The following is a 17227-nucleotide window of genomic DNA, read 5'->3' on the forward strand; positions in this document are numbered from 1 at the left end:
AAGATTCTAATTCTAAGTTAATCAGGCAACTATACGATGCAAACGATCGAATATGATGTGATTAAGCTCTAACATTACAAATGTACCTTGTAATAGCTCTTTTAAAGCAATAATTTCCAGGATAGAAAGTACATAGCAATGATCGCAAGCGCAGATAAAAATGATTTCAAGATCTGGTGCTTTGGTGCTATTTAAAAGCAAATTTTCTATATCGATCTGATAAACTGCTTTTTTAAGTTTAAGTAAGTTACGATAATCGAAACGAGCAAGTTTACCGGCAAAATCTATATACCAGCAGTTCTCACTGTCTGATTGATAGATGGCACCTTTGTTAGTATTAAATACTTCTGTAAAATTGATTGAAGGTAGTATAACTAAATCCTGCATGTTCACATTTAAACTCTTGATATTGCAAAGGTTACTATTATTTAGAATTAATCCAAATCGTTTGGTAATTTATTTTAAAAAAATTAAATGATTGGTATTCTGAGCGCCTGGCATTAAAGAGATGAAACCATCATAAGAAGACTTTCTAAAGCTACTACTTACGATGGTTTCTTATTCAGATTTGGCTTGTGTCTCGGTTAATTCAAAGAAAGCATGATTTGCTTATAAAAAGATTTACACAATTGTCTAAATATTAAGCGATTTTGACATAACCAATTTGCGTCTTAAGGCTTATCCCACCATAATCGCCCAGTTAAATCATCGGCACCATTAAATTGTCGCTGGATCGCTTCAGAATAATGTGCTTTGTTGTTAGATGATTCTTCTGTTGGATACGCCTGCCTTCTAGGAATTGCTTTAGCTGGATTACCTACGGGTGAGCTCAGTTCAGGATAACCAGTCCTTCTCCACTCAGCCCATGCTTCAAAGCCGTTCATAAATAAATGAACCCAACGCTGGTAGGCAATTTGTTTAAGGCCATTTGCAGGATTATATTGAATTTCGGCATGTGCTTTCATTTTTGCCAGACCACTAATATCATCATTGTTCCATTGCCTAACGGACTGTTCAATTCCCATGTCGTAATTTGTTTTAGCTTCGACATCTGCCCCTGGAATCCAGTTCATTTTTGCAGCTTCAGCTTTAGCAAAAAGAGCCTGCGCAAAAGTAACCAGGTAAACCGGGGCGTCCTGTTTACGAATAGCTAACCCCAGTAACGAGGGGTCCTTTTTATCAACGCCCTCTACAAGTCCAAACTCTAACCCTGTATAGTCTCCGGCTTTATTGGCATCCCCATAAACCTTGAGTCTTGGGTCGTCAAGTGGTTTTATATAATCTACCAATGGTTTGCTTAAAGCCCACCACTTACGGTTTTGGTTTGAAATCTGATCATACCAATAGTTTTCATTAGCCGCATTCGCCAAATGTTTGTAGACAAGATTATCTTCATTAGACTCCATAATACCCGCAGCTAAAGCCTTATTGAATTCCACTTTTCCTGTATTCGGATCTATCTTTGAAAGTCTGAGTGCTATTAATAAATGAAGGGTATTTCCCAGCTTTTTCCATCGCTCCATGTTTCCGTTATAAACAATATCGTTTGAGATATCACCTGCAACAATTTGTGAATTTGCTTCATCCAGTAACTTAAAGAGACTATTATAAATTGACTGTTGTGTATCATAAGCGGGGGTATAATTATTTTTTCCCTTTAAAGCCTCACTAAATGGAACATCTCCCCATCTATCTGTTATATGCCAGAAAAAATAAGCTTTTAAGATCTTGGCAACCGCAAGCTGGTTACTTATGGGCCCCTCTGATGGCACTAAAGATGGAGAAGTTAGAACCGATTCCAGGTTCTGCAACGGGCCTGTATACAGCGTATAAAAGCTGAAGTTAACATTATTATAAAGAGAGAGATCGGGATATAATGCTTCTGACAGAAATTGAGCATAATACTCTCCCTGAGGGGATGAGCTCAAAGTAGGCAAACTAAGCTCTGAGTTTGCTATTAATTGGGTACCAGAGGCAACCGTTGGATTATTTGTATCTCTGTTTATGGATTCGTCGAATTTATTACAACCAGAAAACAAGAACACGGTTGCCGCTACGAATAATACTGATTTATTTATCTTTTTCATGACTGCCTATGTTAAAAGTTAATATTCAAGTTAAGGCCATATGAACGAACCGTGTTCAGTCCTCCCGTTTCAAGCCAGCTAATGGATGAACTTCCACTTGATAGTTCTGATGGGTCCAGTCCTTTTGGTGCTTTTTGCCATATCATAACAGGATTACGTGCAATAAAAGCAAGCTTAAGTGATCGGAAAGGCAGTTTAGAAAACATTTTTTTGTCGAACGTATATCCTATACTTAATTCTCTTAATTTAATATATGAGGCATCATATAGATACTCTTCATACACATTTGTTCCTAGAGTGTTTCTGTAGTAGGCCCTTGCCTCAACATAAGGACTGGCTTCCTGTCCACTAACATCAGTGCCATTTATTACAGTGCCTGGAGCATACACGCCATTAATCTTTATCCCTCCACCCTCAGCTACAGCATCACGAATATTATGTCCCTTGTCATTCATAGCAGCAGTCTCTTCCGCCTGTCCTGATTTTTGGGCAAGCATTTTGGACCAGCTAAAGAATCGGCCTCCTTTTTGGAAATCAATCATCGCCGCTATACTAAATTTCCAGAGGTTAAATGTATTTAGAAATCCGCCAGTGTATTGAGGTAGCACTGTTCCAAAATTATGAGTAGCGGGTGTGTAAAGTGGCATATTATTAGCTCCTAGCAGAATTTTACCAGTTGCAGGATCACGCTGGTAGGCCTGCCCGATAAGGCTTCCGTACGAGCCCAGTTCATAAGAATTAAGGAACACTGACTTACCGGCATAGGTATTTGAGCTAATTGGATAAACCTTTGAATCAGTACCCAACTTTTTAATCAGGTTTTTACTATGTGCAAAGTTAAAAGCAGCATCCCATGAGAAATTTTGAGATCTTATCGGTGACCCATTTAAGGTGAGTTCAACCCCTTTGTTTTCTATCTCACCTGCATTAATTATAGTAGTATTAAATCCAGTTGTACCCGAAACTTTTAACTCAATAATCTGATCCTTATTTTGCTGTTTATACAACGTAAAGTCAACTCCTAAACGATTATTCAAAAACTTCAAATCAAGACCGGCTTCATAAGAATGAGCAAATGATGGTTTTAATTCAGGATTTTTAATATCATCAGGGACATAAATAGTATTTATAGTCCCTAGAGGACCATCATATATACCACCAATTCCATATACAAATGACGTTCTATAAGGACTAACATTTGATCCGGCGATTGCATAACTAAGTCGTACTTTTCCATATGAAAGCGGTTTCCATTTTAACAATTCGCCGAAGACCATGCTACCCGAAACCGATGGATAGTAGTAAGAATTATTCTTTTTAGGCAAGGTGGATGTATTATCATTTCTGATTGATGCATCTAAATAATAGATGTTTTTATATCCAAAAGATGCCATTGCATACAAGCTTCGTATCTGTTGCCTAAGTAGGTACGACGTAACAGTAGGCCTATCCTTTGAGGCCGCAATATTATAAAAGTCGGGACTAATTAAACCCCCTTCTGTTTTTTCAAGTAAATAGTTATACTTACGGGTATAAATATTAGAACCAATATTGGCAGCTAATGAAAAGTCATCCCAGCTCTTATTATACTGACCAAGAAATTCATAATTCATTTCTTTGTTCTGGTATTTGCCAGTAGAGAATGAACTTAAATAACGACCACCTACGGCAGACCGCTCCTCAATATTCTGAATATAGCTATCAGTTCTGACAAAGCCGCTTAATTTCAATTCAGGCAAAACCTGATAAGTTAAACCAATATCACCAAATATGCGATCTCTATCATCATTATTTAGGTTCTCATTCGCTTCAAAATACGGATTATTCCAGTATAAAGGCTGGTAGCTATCTAACGAACCATCGGAATTAGGCACATCCAAGTTCCAGTGCAGAAACGTGCCGTCAGCGTATTTATAGTCTTTCAAACGTTTCATATCTATATTCCGTTGAAACCACTGCACAAAATTTCTTGACCCTCCATCATATCCTTGTGAAGGTCTTTGACCTTTATTACCTGCGTAATTTATGTTAGCAGATGCCGTAAGCTTAGTTGTTACATCAAGGGAAGCATTTAGTCCTAGATTGTTTCTTCTAAGCCAGGTATTTGGTTCAATTCCATTTATATTTCCATTGGTATAACTTAGCCTGAATGTTGAATTTTCTCCACCTCCGGAAACAGATATGCTATTCACCGCATTGTTTCCTGTTTCAAAAAAATCCTTAATATTATTAGGATGAGGAACAAACGGAGTTTCCTGTCCGTATGTAGGATCCTGAGGATAGAAACTGAATACTTGCCTAACTGGTGTACCATCCATTTTTGGGCCCCAGCTCTCATCATAATCCATCTGAACATATTTCTGGCCGTTATCAAGCGTATTCCAGGTTTGTTTAGAACCTGCCCCATATAAATTTTGCATTGGCATCAGATTCCCAACCTTTTCAATTGAAAATGCAGAACTAAATTGAACATCGACTTTTTTAGGTCCTTTTGCTCCCTTTTTTGTAGTGATCATTATAACGCCATATTGCCCGCGTAACCCATAAAGCGCTGATGCTGCTGGCCCTTTTAATACGTTCACTGATTCAATATCGTCAGGATTTATATCCTGAGCAACGTTTCCATAATCAGCACCGGTATAACTTCCATCACTACCTGAAGCACCTCCCCCACCATTAGAGAAATTACTGTTAGATATCGGTGTTCCATCAACCACTATTAAGGGTTGATCTGAGCCTGCAAGGGAATTAACCCCACGGATTTTAATCTTTTGGGTACCCCCCATGCTGGCTCCTGATGACCCTACAACTTGCACTCCTGCAATTTTACCGGCAAGGGAACCAATTACATTCTGCTCTTTGGTAAGCGTTAGGTTATCACCTTTTACCTCCTGAGTGGAATAACCAAGAGAGCGCTCACTTCGTTTAATACCCAGAGCAGTTACTACCACTTCTGATAATGACTCAGAGTCTTGCATCAATGAGATATTGATTTCGGTACGACCATCAATAGCTACTTCCTGACTAATAAACCCAAGGTATTTTACAACAAGAGTTGTGGCATTTGCAGGGACTGAAATACTATAAGAACCGTTGGATTGGGTTGAGGTGCCAGTTGAAGCACCTTTAACGAGCACGCTTGCGCCCGGAATTCCTGTTCCGTTACTTGCATCCATTACCTTACCCCTGATAACTTGCTGGGCAAAACTATAAAATGCGAGAAAAAAGGAACAGGAAAAAATTAGGGAAAATTTCTTCATGTCGGTTAGTTTTTAGGTTTGTTAGAGAAAAATACTAAAAAAAATGAAGAAAATGCGACTAACCTGATGAACTCAGATCAAAACAGGATTAATCTTTATTAAAATACATCACAAATTGATTGTAGCTATCAATTTTATTACAATCTGGAAGCCATTATCTCACTGATCTTTCCATTTACCTTAACTTTTACCCTTTTTGGATGGCTTGAGCTGATGCGATAACTGATAATCTTACCCTCTTTCCAACTCATATCAACTGTAAAATTTCCTCTTGCTCTTAGACCTTTAATCGATCCATAAGCCTTCCAGGCATCAGGCACAGCGGGCAAAAGATCAATAAAGCCGTCATGACTTTGTATTAGCATCTCTGCAATTCCTGCTGTTGCGCCAAAGTTTCCATCAATTTGAAAAGGAGGACCTGCCGAAAGCATATTAGGATAAACACCACCACCTGCACCGTAATTGATATCAGTTCTCAAGGTGGGTTTTAAAATCTCTTTAAACAGCTTAAATGCGCGATTCCCATCATGTAGTCTGGCCCAGAACAATAGTTTATAAGCAATGGTCCAGCTAGGGCCATCATCGCCTCTTACTTCAAGTGTTTTTTTTGCTGCCTCAGCAAGATCTGGGGTTGAAAGAGGTGTAATTAATGCCGCTGGGTATAAACCATATAAATGTGATATATGACGGTGCTGTAAATCTGTTTCTTTATAATCTTCTATCCATTCCTGAATTCTTCCATCCTTACTGATTACCCCTGCCGGAGGAACAGATTTCAGTTTTTCCTGCAGTTCGTTTCTAAACTCTGCGTCTACATTTAAAAGCTTTGAGGCTGTTATTACATTAGTAAACAATTCTCTTACAATCTGATTATCAATGGTAGGTCCCATGGATATACTTGCCGTTTTACCATTTGGAAGGTAGAACGTGTTTTCGGGCGATACCGATGGCGAGGTTACTGACCAACCAGTTTTTGGGTCTTTTATCAATACACTTTTATAGAATTTAGCAGAGCCTTTTAAAACCGGGTAAATGCTTTTTAAATAATTAACATCCTGGCTAAAAGCATAGTGATCCCACAAATTATTACACAACCAGCCTGATCCCGCATTTGTTGCCCCCCATGAGGCACTCTCTCCTGGCTCTGTAAAGCCCCACACATTGGTAATAACGTGGGCAATCCAGCCATCGGCATTGTAATATGCCTTTGCGGTTTTCTCTCCTGGTTTTACAAGACTCTTAACCAATTCTGCCAGTGGCAAATTCAATTCTGAAAGGTTTGATACTTCAACCGGCCAGTGGTTCATTTGCACATTCACATCTAAATGGTAATCGCCATTCCATGGTGTATTGATTTGGTTTGCCCATAACCCCTGAAGGTTTGGGGGAAGCAAGCCTACTCTGGTACTGCTTATACTTAAATACCGACCAAATTGAAAAAATAAGACAGGTAAAGATTTATCATCTGCAAAGTTCTTATAAAAGAGGTCTAACCTTTTATTAGTGGGAAACTTAGCTGATTTTCCCTGTCCCAAATCTATATTTACTCTTTTAAAAAGCTTGGCATAATTTAAGATATGTTTCCCTTTTTGGAGTTCATAAGGAGTTTTTAAAGCAGCAGATAACAATTGCTTTGTTTTCTCTTTAAATGCAAATCCTTTAAAATCTGTTGCAGCAGAAACGTAAATAACTAATTCTGTTGCATTTTTTACAATAAGAACATTCCGATCTACTGTAACCTTTCCCCCCTTCAACTTTGTATTTACCCTGGCCTGATATTGCATCCCCTTGCCATCAGTCCCATTATCAAGTTGACCATACATTTGCAATTCAGTTCCCTCGGTTTTTACTACTGATTTTTCTGATCTGCTAATAGAGATTTTGCAATTTAATTTTCCGGGTTTATCAGCTGTTATTTTGATCACATCAATATCCCCACTAAAGCTTGTAAAATACTCTCTTCTATAGTTTACTCCATCTACTTTATAGCTGCAGTTGGCTATCGCTTTATCCAGAGATAATTCTCTGTGATATGCTTCAGGAGTTATTTCGTCAGGCTTTAGGTTTCCGTAGTTAAAGTCAATTTCGAGATTTCCGAGCACCTGGTATTTGCCCCATTTTTCGCCTCCAGAACCCAGTCCTTTACAAACAAAATCTTTATTTACAAGATCCTGGGCTTCATCGTTTTTTCCTTGAAGTATCAACTCTCGTATCTTCGGCAAACTTTTGTAAGCTTCGTAATTATTAGCATCCTGAGGACCACCCGACCAAAGTGTAATGTCATTTAATACAATCTTCTCTTTCGATATCCCGCCGTCTGGAGTCATACCTAATCTTCCATTACCTAGAGGCAAAGTTTCTTCCCATATTTGTGCAGGTTTGTCGTACCATAAATTTAATGGCTTTTGTTGCGCGCTAACTTTTAAAGTAGCATAGGCTGTTAAAAAAAATAGCGAAAATAGTCTTCTAGTCATTCGGTTTGTTATACTTGGTTGCTATATGAAGGTAAAAGTAGCTGGTCTTGATTTCTTTTAAAATGTACAAACTTTAAAAAAGAATGGATTAAACTATCTTATCTCTGTTGAAAAAGTTAAGGATTAAACAAAAATAGACGACAGACACAAATAAAAAAATAGCAAAAACATTCATCGACATGAACTATTCACTTATCAATAGCATTATCATATCTTAAGAATACACTAATAAAATACTATTGCTAGACTAAGAATGATCAATCCCATCAAATAGCAAACCCAAATAAGAAGAATAATCCCTATACTTGTTAGATACATGACACATGAACGAGAAAAAAATACAAGATGGATTTGAGGGAGAAAAATACATCAGTATCCCAGCCTCTGCGTGGAAAAGTGTAATTAAGGGTAATCGCGTAATGAATCAACTATATGTTACCTATATCGGTTATTTCCCAAAAGCGGCTTACCATTATAGAGAAAGACCCGAGGGCTGTACCGATAATATACTGATCTATTGTACCAGAGGAAAAGGATGGTTCATCATCAATGACAAGCGCTTAGATGTTGGTCCGAATGAGTTTATTATTGTACCAGCTACAAAAGTAGCCATGAGTTATGGAGCAGACATAAATGATCCATGGACAATTTATTGGGTACATTTTAGTGGGAAGGACATCGATACTTTTAACAAGGAATTTAACATTAATCTTTATGATGGTGCACAGCAAATTTTATTGAATGAAAAGGGCATCCAAATTTGGGAATCCATGTACCAAAATTTAGAACTTGGTTATAGCAAAGAAAATCTAACAAATACAAATTTATGCATGTATCATCTTCTGGCTACTTTTCTTTATCCCGAAAAGCATAGTAGCGTTAAAGTTCAGGATGAAAAGAATATGATTAAGGAAACTGTGGCGTACATGAAGAGCAATTTAAGTGAGAGACTTACGGTCGAAGATCTTGCGAGTAAAAACAACTTGTCTACCTCACATTTTTCAAAAATGTTTAAAAAGTCTACAGGTATGTCTCCAATGGATTACCTGATTCACCTGAAATTGCAAAGGGCATGTGTACTCCTATACAATTCGGAAACCAAAATAAAAGAGATAGCTACTTCTCTTGGTTATGACGATCCTTTTCATTTTTCACGATTATTCAAAAAAAGTATGCGCATTTCTCCAAATCAGTACCGGACCAACAGAAGGAAAAAGCTTGGATAGAGAATAACAAAAAAAAATAAACACACAGATAATCAACTACTAATGCGACAAAGTGAAATTATTTTAAAAAAAGATTTTGTCATCCAAAAAAAGACACTACATTTGCAATCCCAAACGGGAAGTAGGTACGGTAGCTCAGTCGGTAGAGCAATGGACTGAAAATCCATGTGTCGCCGGTTCGATCCCGGCCCATACCACTACTTAGAAAAGCTCAATTTCATAACGAAATTGGGCTTTTCTGCTTTAAAAGGCACATTTCCGCTCCAATTTCAATGTCAGTCTATTCAGACTTAGTTTACGAGTTAAACAGGTTTTATTGTTTAATTCACCGAAAATGTTCCACAATAGTTCCACAAAAAAAAAGAACTGGAAAATTTTCGGTCTAACACCCAAATCGAATGGCAACTGTTCGACCAGTGGTCAACCCGCACCAGCAAAAAAAAGACGGGACATGGAATGTAAAAATCATTGTGACCCACAACAGAAACAAAGGGTACATTGAAACCCAACACTTTGTTGTTCAAAAGCAATTGAGAAAAGACTACACCATCAAAGATCAGTTTATCCTAAGCGCTTTGAATCCTGTACTCGATGGGTACAGAAAGAAGATCAGCGAACTTGGAGAAAAACTAAACGCTCACACCGCTAAATCGCTAACAGATTTACTGAAGAATGGCGAGCTAAAGCCGGAATCAATTAATTTCATCGCTTTTGGATGGAGTGTCGTTAAGCTCATTGAGCAAAAGAAACGCAAGGGATGTCTCGGTAATTTCAAAGCCGTGATGTATGGTCTTCAGGATTTTTTCAAATCCGACGTGGTCCCGATTACCGAGTTTACATCAAAAATGCTTTTTAGGTATGAGGAGCACCTTCGCATGCCCAGGGTAATGATGCGGCCCGACCAATTTGGAAATATGCGACCAAGGAACTCTAATGGGGTCACTGAGGGTGGTCTACACAATCACATGAGAGATCTCAGAACGATCTTCAACGATGCTATTAAATTCTATAATGACAAGGAGCGCGGCGTAGAGATCATTAAGCTCTACCCTTTCGAAAACTATAAGCTAAAAAGCGCTCCCGAGCGTGACAAACCAAAGCTAACCATTGAACAAATAAAAAAAATCAGGGATTTAAAAGTGTTGAGCTTTGAGCAGATCAGAGTGCATCAAAAAGCCATCCTCGAAAATCCGGAATATACCATGAAAGACATGGTTTATGTATTGCGGGATTCCAGAGAGCATCAGGCAATTGAATTAGGCATGCTGAGTTTCTACCTGTGCGGAATGAATGCGGTTGATCTTTATAACTTGCCTCCGGCAGATGAGGTTACGATCCATAGGTTGAACTATAATCGGTCTAAGACGAAGGACAGGAGAAAAGACCGGGCATTTATCAGCTTGCATATTCCTGACATTGCTATTCCACTTTATGTTAAGTATGCAGGAAAGCTTCAACATAAATATGCCAATTCATTGTTCTTGGATTCTGCGTTGAGTTATGGCATGCGCAAAGTTGGGGCAAAACTGGGGATTCAAAAGCTGGAGTTCTATGATTTTAGACATGCGTTTGGAGACCAGGCTAGGAATATTTGTGGTTTTAGTACAGAAGACGTAGGTAAGGCCCTTAACCACAAAGACAATGCGAATAGGATTACAGACATTTACATTGCTAAAAACTGGAATCTCTTAGATAAAATTCAAGGCGCGGTAATTGGTTTATATATCGACAAAATTGAAGATAATGGATTTTGTAATCCAACTTCATTTAGTTTTCGAAGCACAGGCAAATACATTTAATAATTAATTCTATTAATTGCATTTTGCAGTTCGGTTAATTTTATCTACAATTGCATCGAGAGCGTTAAATTTTGAAAGCGGTACATGTAGCCATACAGTATCGCTTTCTATTTTTATAGGTCAGCTGCGAAAACGATTACACTATCGACTAATCAAATGTCAGTCTCTGATGACTTCGATCCTATAGTGGTTCGAATCCCCACAAGTTCACAAACAAAGTTTCCCATATGCGAAATATTCTTGAAAATCTTTATAAGGTCTTTAGATGTTTCTAAAGGAAATTGAAATATTTAGATAAGAAACAGGCTTCAAACTATAAAAAACCACTTTATTCCGAAATGGGGGGTCAGTTTGCGAGATGAGATGTCGTTTAAAGGTTCTTCCGCAATTTTACCTCATATAAGGGCGGCCAGGCCGGAAGACTCATAATCAATGAGCTAAAGTATTGAAAATAAGTTTTTTTTAAGCTTTATGGATATGCCAATAAATTTTTTACAACATCCTATTCGGCTATAAAGAAAATAAAAGGCATATCTCCATTAAGTATATTAAATGAAAATACAAGGCTTAGTCTTTAAAATTAACTTCTCATTGGGGATTTTACTTCAAAAGTATTAGGGCAACAATGATCAGGTTGAAACTTTTGAATAGTTCCCCGCTTGAAGTCTGGTAACATTTAGGTTTTTAGCGCTTGATTCCGTCAGTATTATCCAACCTGGCAATAATGCCCCAACCATAGAAATAATTTGCAAGCGCTATCATTATCTCGTTTTTGCCTTTACGCAGAGGAAGTTTAATGGTGGCGTTTTCTATAGTGCATCTTCCCTCCGGACTTTTTTGTGCGGGCGTACCAAAGTAATTTTTATCAACGTATATAATTTGACCATTCAAGAAGAACCATACCTCGTCATTAAAGCCGAAATTTAGAATTCTTTCCTGATCCTTATCGGAATCGATTGTCGTTTTAAGCCATGTAAGTCGCCGGGCATCATTTTCTTTCAGTCCATATATTCTGGTAAGGTTAACAATTCCACGCGCTTCAGCTTTTATCGGTGACCATTTTGTATTACTATCTGGTAACTCCGAAGTAGTTAGCTTTCCATACATACTTGGCAAAGAGAATTTTATTTCTTGTCCAAAAGGAAAATCTTTCGCAGGCGCCACCATCCAATCTCTTAAATATCTTGTGTCACCAGTGGTTGTAATATAACCAGATTCGGAACTTAGGGCCTCCGTAGCATTTGGTTTGATTGTAAAATTGGCATATATAACATTTCCCGAAAGCGAAATGCCGCCGGAGTTACGCCCACCTTCCAATTCAGGAACAATGAGCGCAGGCTTGGCCATATCATTTATATAAACCCTCATCTGTTTACCGGATACAACCAATTTTACATGATTCCATTTATTTTGATGTATCGTGGCACCTGCCTGATACTCATCGGTCAAGTCCCAGATACTCATGCCATCTATTAAGGCCGCATATTGCAATGTTGTTCTGGTTTCTGGTTTTACAGTCCCAAAAGAACGGATATAAAAATTCTCGCCATTTTTATGGTCTTCGGACATGCGAAAATTAATTCCCGGAAATCCCATGCCGCTAAGTTCTACATCAAATTCAATTGTACCATTGCTGAAATTGTGATTTTTTAAAAACACCTGAAATGCACCTCCATTTTTCCCCCTTATAACACGCGTATTTTTGTAGGTTATAAATTCAGTTGTAGCGGTGTCACTTTTCCAATATTCAATTTCCATTGGTATTTGAATTTCGCCGCTTGAATCTGATTTTGTTGCCTTTATCGATTGGGCATAAATTTGGAATGAACACAAAATTCCTGATAAAAATAGAACTGATAATTTCATATTAGTCTTCATGATAAAAAGATCAGGGTTAAAAGCTAACTAACTTAATGTCAGGGAAAAATAATCATTTAATTTGTGAAGGCATTGGATAGTTGAAAAAAGATCAACTGTCCAGAAGCTTCAATCAAGTTTCAATGCATATTGACTTGGAATCCCATGTGGGAAATCTAGACTTTTCCAGAACCGGTAATTCAACGCTGCACTTTTACAGAAATAGTAACCGACTATCCATTAAATTTTCCGGCCAGGCAGGTATAGGCTGTATCTTTCGGAGATAGTGTCTATCCCTTATTCCTATCTTTGAAATAAACAGGTAATTACAAGTCCTGTCTAGCACTAAGTGGGATTCATAGCCTTAAGCAGAAGCATTTTTCCAGGGTCACTGAATTTAATGCCCTGAGTGTTTTTTTTGCCAATGTCGCTCATCTTAGCCAGTGTTTTCTGAAGGATGCTGATCATTTTTTCTGCTGGTTGCGTTTTAATGAGTGCATCGTATTGGAATTCTAAAAACACAAGGCACAAAGCATCCTCTATTACCTGTACCTCATAATCATTTTTTATACCTTTTTTCAGTATGATTTCCTTGACGCGCTTTATAATGTCTTCGCTATAATCAATGGAGCGAAGTATTTCTTCACACTTTTTTGAATGAAATTTCGAAAGATCACTTCTCCATTTTAAATAGCCGATCCGGCCCTCGGGGTAGGTTTTTCTTGCGATTTCCCAACGGCCAATATGTTGACATCGGGAGGCAAGCTGCAAGGCTTCACCTGCATTTGGTTCAAGTTTTAGTACCCATTGGTGGAGCTTTAACGCATAAAAATATTCAATTGGATAAGTCTTGCCCTGATAGGTAATACTTCCGGGAGACCGCTGGTTATATTGATCAAAAAGAGTGTAGGCCTGTTGAATATTTGACATGTTTAACTGTAATTAGAATTTATTGCCAAGTGGCATTTGTTTTGGCTATCAGCTTTAACTCCATCTGTATATTTCGGAGGTAGTGATTCTTCGTTGCTTTTGGTGTCTTTTACTAAGATTGCTTTACACAAAAAGCATTAGATGTTAAATATAGACATTTAAATAATCTTTCCTATGACTGATTTTTCTCACAAGATTTCGATTTACTAAACGGCCTGTTTAGGACCCAACCGAAGTGTTTACATTTCTGTCTGGTTCGGCTGGACTACGAGTAATACCTGATTGTCTTTAATTTTAAGATAGCCTTGATCAAAGCAAAAGTGATAAACATCCCCCTTTTGAGTGATATGGTAACTGGTTAGGTAATTGAAATTAAATCCCAGGCCGTTTAACTGTTGTTCGCTGACTATGGTCTTGCTCTTGGTGTTCAGCTTTCGCAAAATCTGATAGTTGTGGCTGAGGATCTTGGCTATCTTTTTAACAAACTCAGGATGCTCCCCTCGCCTCTCCATTTTCACTTTATTGTTGTAGTCAATACGACAGGCATCGTTACAAAATTTCTTATCGGTTCTGCCGTAGAGAATTTCTTCGCCGCAGTTCCGGCATTCTTTAGGAACAGGAATGACACTATTAATCATGAGCGTATTAATTAAATAGATACACCATCAAAGTTATGTAATTCAGACTGTTACCACCAAATACCAGTCCCATTTTATCCGTGTAAAAAATAGTTACATGGATAAACACGGGTTTTATTTAAATAATTTTCGGCTACGAATTTTGCAGTTTCGAGGTTTGGACCGACTTAAATCCAAATCTTATGAAAACAGGAATTTTAGAAAGCGAATATTTTGGTAACGGCAGAAGAACTTACTTTCTTGATTTTGCCAGGGCAAGTAATAACAGCAATTACATTAAGATCACCCGATCGGACAGGCAGGCGGATGGTACTTATAAAAAAAGTTCTGTCAGTATTTTCCAGGAGGATTTTCATTTTCTAATCGAAAGTTTCTCTATGCTTTTTACGAGCATGATTCACAGAGAAGCGAGATCAGATCAGAAACCTGAATTCCCTTCTTCTGCTAAAATAGAAACCAGACCAGGGGGAATTAAAAGCTGGTCCGCTGAAATGCGTCCTCGTGAAAAGTATCTCGCTGGAGGTCCTGGGGGTTTATCAGACGCGGAATTGCTGGCACTGCTTATTGGTTCAGGCACCACAAAACAGACCGCCGTAGATCTTGCTGCACGTATTCTAAGATCAGTGAACGGAGATTTGAATGCACTTTCAAGCTGCTCAGTGAAAAGATTGTCTAAATTTCCTGGAATAGGTGATGCAAAGGCAGTGACGATTATGGCTGCAATGGAACTGTCCAGACGGAGCAGGCAACTGTTGTTGCCTTTCAATTTAAAAGCAGGTTAAATGCACGATGCTCCATTTCTGCGGCCAATTAAAAGGCGGCGAATCGGAGCATTCCTTCATTCATGTGCATCGCATAATGCCACCTTGGGACACCCTTAGGGACTTATAGCACTTCGGTGAGCTAAATGCGCTGCGTGCGCTTCCTTTTAATCATCCTGCAAAATCAATTGGCTGGCTGAAAAGAAGAATTGAAGCCCTGGTTCCGTCATTGGGCGGGCTCAGCACCATGTGAAAGTGCTTTCTTGCAGCGGATTTAAATCCATCCGGAATAGGCTATCTTTAATATTTCATACACCGATTCTACGCTGTAGTTTTGCCAGCTGTTCCTGAGATTGTGGCTGGTTAAGGATTGCCGTGTCTTCTATGGGCCGTCATAGACTGTTTCGATTAGCCCGTATAAAATACCATCCGCCGGTGGCAGTGATTATATTGACAATGGACGGTGCTATCGTTCACTGATTCGGCAATACGACAGAAATACTGGACGGCCTCTTAAAACCACCACGTTTGACGACCAGCATAACGGAGATAAACTTAGTATGCTCAATTATGATATTCATACCGGAAATGTACTGGGATTGGGTGGAAAATTTCTGGTATTTTTTGCGAGCTTGGTTGCTGCCAGTTTGCCTGTTACAGGATGTTGCATTTAGCTCGGAAGAAAGAAAGGGAAATACTGATTTTTCGGGAATCTATGTGTGCGCATTAATTAGATCCAGTGCATGGGTGTAAGTTTGGTGTGAAAACAATTGCGGTATGCAGGTCATTTACTGAAGTTTTCAACTGGAAACCGCGAATGCGAATCATGATAAAGATGACATAAGGGAAGAAAGGAAAGCAGTTGTTCACTCTTTAAGCTACATAACCTCATTCAGAATTCCGGGCTGGCTAAACAACTCACTAAAAGTGATATAGATCATATTTATTTTCGTACCTTCTTTCCATATTTGGTTAGGATACGCTTATATAAGAATCAATAGCTGGATTAAACAAAAATTAATATGGCAATTGTTTACTGAAAATTAAATTGGGTTTAAATTTATTAATCATAGAAAATGTTAGGAGACCTTAATAAAAAAGAGCTTATTGATTTACTGGAAAGTCAGGTCATTGGCAGGATCGGTTGCCATTCCGATGGTGAAACGTATGTAGTACCGGTTAATTATGTGTACAAAAACAACGCGATCTATGCGCATTCAGGGAATGGAAAGAAAATTAAGATGATGCGTGCCAATCCAAAGGTATGCTTTCAGGTAGACCAGATCAAGGATACCTTTCGCTGGAAAAGTGCCATTCTTTGGGGAGATTTTGTTGAACTGACTGGTGAGGAACGTCAGCAGGCCATGCAGGGTATTATACACCGGATCATGCCTTTAACCAACCGGCCTTCACAAGAAACCTCGCATGGAATTAAGACTGAGGAACACACCAGCCTTGTCGTATTCAGAATCGACCTGACAAAAGCTACCGGAAAATATGAAACCCATAACTTATGATCATAATTTCGTTTCACCTGTGATAGGAGAACATTTAAATGCTTCTATTTTCAAATATTTATGGTCATACCAGTTCCTTCAGGTCCTGTAAGGTCAAACCCTTAAATGGAATATAAACCGCATCTGTCAAAAAGGGATCAATTGCTGCCGGACTTCCCGCTTTTCTTTTTCCCGGAATAGAAACTATCCTAAAACATGGTGTGCAAGTACTTTCTGTACCTCAAAGACATTCACTGATTTATTGAATTTCTTACGGATACTTGGAATAGTTTCACTGGATACCCAGATTTTTAATTCTGCATCCAGGTCAAAAGTACCAGCTGTTTCCACACTAAATCTGCTAATCGCTTTATATGCAATAGAAACGTACTCCGTCTTGCTTCCCGTCAATCCCTGGACATCAACAATGATCAGTCTCTTATTGGTAAAGATGAAAGTGTCCCTTATCAATTTAAAACCCATTTCAATCTCTTCATTAGCTGTAAGCAGTGTCCCGTAGTTTTTCCTTACCTCGTCCTGACTTACCGCGCCGGCATTGCCCATTAATGCTGAAAATAACCCCATATTGTATATATTTTTAACTGATTTAAGATTAGAGGAAGCAAGAGGAATAAAGTTACAGTACGTCCGATATTTTGAGTTTATTTTTCATATACCGCTGCTTGACAGGCACAATTA

13 protein-coding genes and 1 tRNA gene are annotated in these 17227 nt (G+C 38.4%); 6 read left to right on the plus strand and 8 right to left on the minus strand.

Annotated elements, in window-relative coordinates; all coding sequences use genetic code 11:
• Positions 1 to 21 precede the first annotated feature (21 nt).
• The 4 genes from HQN86_RS12280 to HQN86_RS12295 form a co-directional block, all read right to left on the minus strand.
• Positions 22 to 387 carry a hypothetical protein gene (locus HQN86_RS12280; RefSeq protein WP_048907333.1) on the minus strand — a complete coding sequence of 122 codons (366 nt, stop codon included), beginning with the start codon at positions 385 to 387 and terminating at the stop codon, positions 22 to 24.
• A gap of 284 nt (positions 388 to 671) precedes the next feature.
• The gene (locus HQN86_RS12285) at positions 672 to 2087 is read right to left on the minus strand and encodes a SusD/RagB family nutrient-binding outer membrane lipoprotein (RefSeq protein ID WP_172661253.1); all 1416 of its coding nucleotides are present in this window, start codon (positions 2085 to 2087) and stop codon (positions 672 to 674) included.
• Positions 2088 to 2098: 11 nt separating this feature from the next.
• Positions 2099 to 5347, minus strand: coding sequence for a SusC/RagA family TonB-linked outer membrane protein (locus HQN86_RS12290; RefSeq protein ID WP_172661254.1), 3249 nt, complete (start codon positions 5345 to 5347; stop codon positions 2099 to 2101).
• Positions 5348 to 5484: 137 nt separating this feature from the next.
• Positions 5485 to 7821: a glycoside hydrolase family 95 protein gene (locus HQN86_RS12295; RefSeq protein WP_172661255.1), complete on the minus strand. Its 2337-nt coding sequence runs from the start codon at positions 7819 to 7821 to the stop codon at positions 5485 to 5487.
• Positions 7822 to 8144: 323 nt separating this feature from the next.
• Here HQN86_RS12295 and HQN86_RS12300 point away from each other — a divergent pair, with 323 nt between their 5' ends.
• The 3 genes from HQN86_RS12300 (at position 8145) to HQN86_RS12310 (ending at position 10846) form a co-directional block, all read left to right on the plus strand.
• Positions 8145 to 9047 carry an AraC family transcriptional regulator gene (locus tag HQN86_RS12300; RefSeq protein WP_172661256.1) on the plus strand — a complete coding sequence of 301 codons (903 nt, stop codon included), beginning with the start codon at positions 8145 to 8147 and terminating at the stop codon, positions 9045 to 9047.
• Between the two features lie 124 nt (positions 9048 to 9171).
• A tRNA-Phe gene (locus tag HQN86_RS12305) sits at positions 9172 to 9244 on the plus strand.
• Between the two features lie 201 nt (positions 9245 to 9445).
• A complete protein-coding gene (locus HQN86_RS12310; protein ID WP_172661257.1) occupies positions 9446 to 10846 on the plus strand; it encodes a phage integrase SAM-like domain-containing protein in 1401 nt (466 codons plus the stop codon).
• A 684-nt stretch (positions 10847 to 11530) separates the two neighbouring features.
• Here the strand turns inward: HQN86_RS12310 and HQN86_RS12315 are convergent.
• The 3 genes from HQN86_RS12315 to HQN86_RS12325 all read right to left on the minus strand — a co-directional run bounded on the left by HQN86_RS12315 (position 11531) and on the right by HQN86_RS12325 (position 14271).
• The gene (locus tag HQN86_RS12315) at positions 11531 to 12724 is read right to left on the minus strand and encodes a DUF1080 domain-containing protein (protein WP_216854391.1); all 1194 of its coding nucleotides are present in this window, start codon (positions 12722 to 12724) and stop codon (positions 11531 to 11533) included.
• Positions 12725 to 13048: 324 nt separating this feature from the next.
• Positions 13049 to 13633 (minus strand): DUF4202 domain-containing protein, encoded by a 585-nt coding sequence (locus HQN86_RS12320; protein WP_172661258.1) that lies wholly within the window; start codon positions 13631 to 13633, stop codon positions 13049 to 13051.
• A 239-nt stretch (positions 13634 to 13872) separates the two neighbouring features.
• Positions 13873 to 14271 (minus strand): hypothetical protein, encoded by a 399-nt coding sequence (locus HQN86_RS12325; RefSeq protein WP_216854392.1) that lies wholly within the window; start codon positions 14269 to 14271, stop codon positions 13873 to 13875.
• Between the two features lie 182 nt (positions 14272 to 14453).
• On the opposite strand from HQN86_RS12325, the gene HQN86_RS12330 reads away from it, so the two are divergent.
• The 3 genes from HQN86_RS12330 (at position 14454) to HQN86_RS12340 (ending at position 16549) form a co-directional block, all read left to right on the plus strand.
• On the plus strand, positions 14454 to 15053 hold the full coding sequence (locus HQN86_RS12330; protein ID WP_172661259.1) for a UPF0758 domain-containing protein: 600 nt from the start codon (positions 14454 to 14456) through the stop codon (positions 15051 to 15053).
• Positions 15054 to 15511: 458 nt separating this feature from the next.
• Positions 15512 to 15706, plus strand: coding sequence for a PepSY-associated TM helix domain-containing protein (locus HQN86_RS26980; protein WP_317171714.1), 195 nt, complete (start codon positions 15512 to 15514; stop codon positions 15704 to 15706).
• Positions 15707 to 16108: 402 nt separating this feature from the next.
• Positions 16109 to 16549 (plus strand): pyridoxamine 5'-phosphate oxidase family protein, encoded by a 441-nt coding sequence (locus HQN86_RS12340; protein WP_172661260.1) that lies wholly within the window; start codon positions 16109 to 16111, stop codon positions 16547 to 16549.
• 183 nt (positions 16550 to 16732) lie between these two features.
• Here HQN86_RS12340 and HQN86_RS12345 read toward each other — a convergent pair whose 3' ends face one another.
• Positions 16733 to 17113 carry a PH domain-containing protein gene (locus tag HQN86_RS12345; RefSeq protein WP_172661261.1) on the minus strand — a complete coding sequence of 127 codons (381 nt, stop codon included), beginning with the start codon at positions 17111 to 17113 and terminating at the stop codon, positions 16733 to 16735.
• Positions 17114 to 17227 lie beyond the last annotated feature (114 nt).

This window comes from Pedobacter panaciterrae (assembly GCF_013204795.1).
GTDB classification, from domain to species: domain Bacteria; phylum Bacteroidota; class Bacteroidia; order Sphingobacteriales; family Sphingobacteriaceae; genus Pedobacter; species Pedobacter panaciterrae.

Coding starts and splice junctions, on each gene's coding strand:
- HQN86_RS12315 (WP_216854391.1), bottom strand. CDS start 12,724: ATGAAGACTAATATGAAATTATCAGTTCTATTTTTATCAGGAATTTTG.
- HQN86_RS12330 (WP_172661259.1), top strand. CDS start 14,454: ATGAAAACAGGAATTTTAGAAAGCGAATATTTTGGTAACGGCAGAAGA.
- HQN86_RS12295 (WP_172661255.1), bottom strand. CDS start 7,821: ATGACTAGAAGACTATTTTCGCTATTTTTTTTAACAGCCTATGCTACT.
- HQN86_RS12320 (WP_172661258.1), bottom strand. CDS start 13,633: ATGTCAAATATTCAACAGGCCTACACTCTTTTTGATCAATATAACCAG.
- HQN86_RS12340 (WP_172661260.1), top strand. CDS start 16,109: ATGTTAGGAGACCTTAATAAAAAAGAGCTTATTGATTTACTGGAAAGT.
- HQN86_RS12285 (WP_172661253.1), bottom strand. CDS start 2,087: ATGAAAAAGATAAATAAATCAGTATTATTCGTAGCGGCAACCGTGTTC.
- HQN86_RS12280 (WP_048907333.1), bottom strand. CDS start 387: ATGCAGGATTTAGTTATACTACCTTCAATCAATTTTACAGAAGTATTT.
- HQN86_RS12310 (WP_172661257.1), top strand. CDS start 9,446: ATGGCAACTGTTCGACCAGTGGTCAACCCGCACCAGCAAAAAAAAGAC.
- HQN86_RS12325 (WP_216854392.1), bottom strand. CDS start 14,271: ATGATTAATAGTGTCATTCCTGTTCCTAAAGAATGCCGGAACTGCGGC.
- HQN86_RS12290 (WP_172661254.1), bottom strand. CDS start 5,347: ATGAAGAAATTTTCCCTAATTTTTTCCTGTTCCTTTTTTCTCGCATTT.
- HQN86_RS12345 (WP_172661261.1), bottom strand. CDS start 17,113: ATGGGGTTATTTTCAGCATTAATGGGCAATGCCGGCGCGGTAAGTCAG.
- HQN86_RS12300 (WP_172661256.1), top strand. CDS start 8,145: ATGAACGAGAAAAAAATACAAGATGGATTTGAGGGAGAAAAATACATC.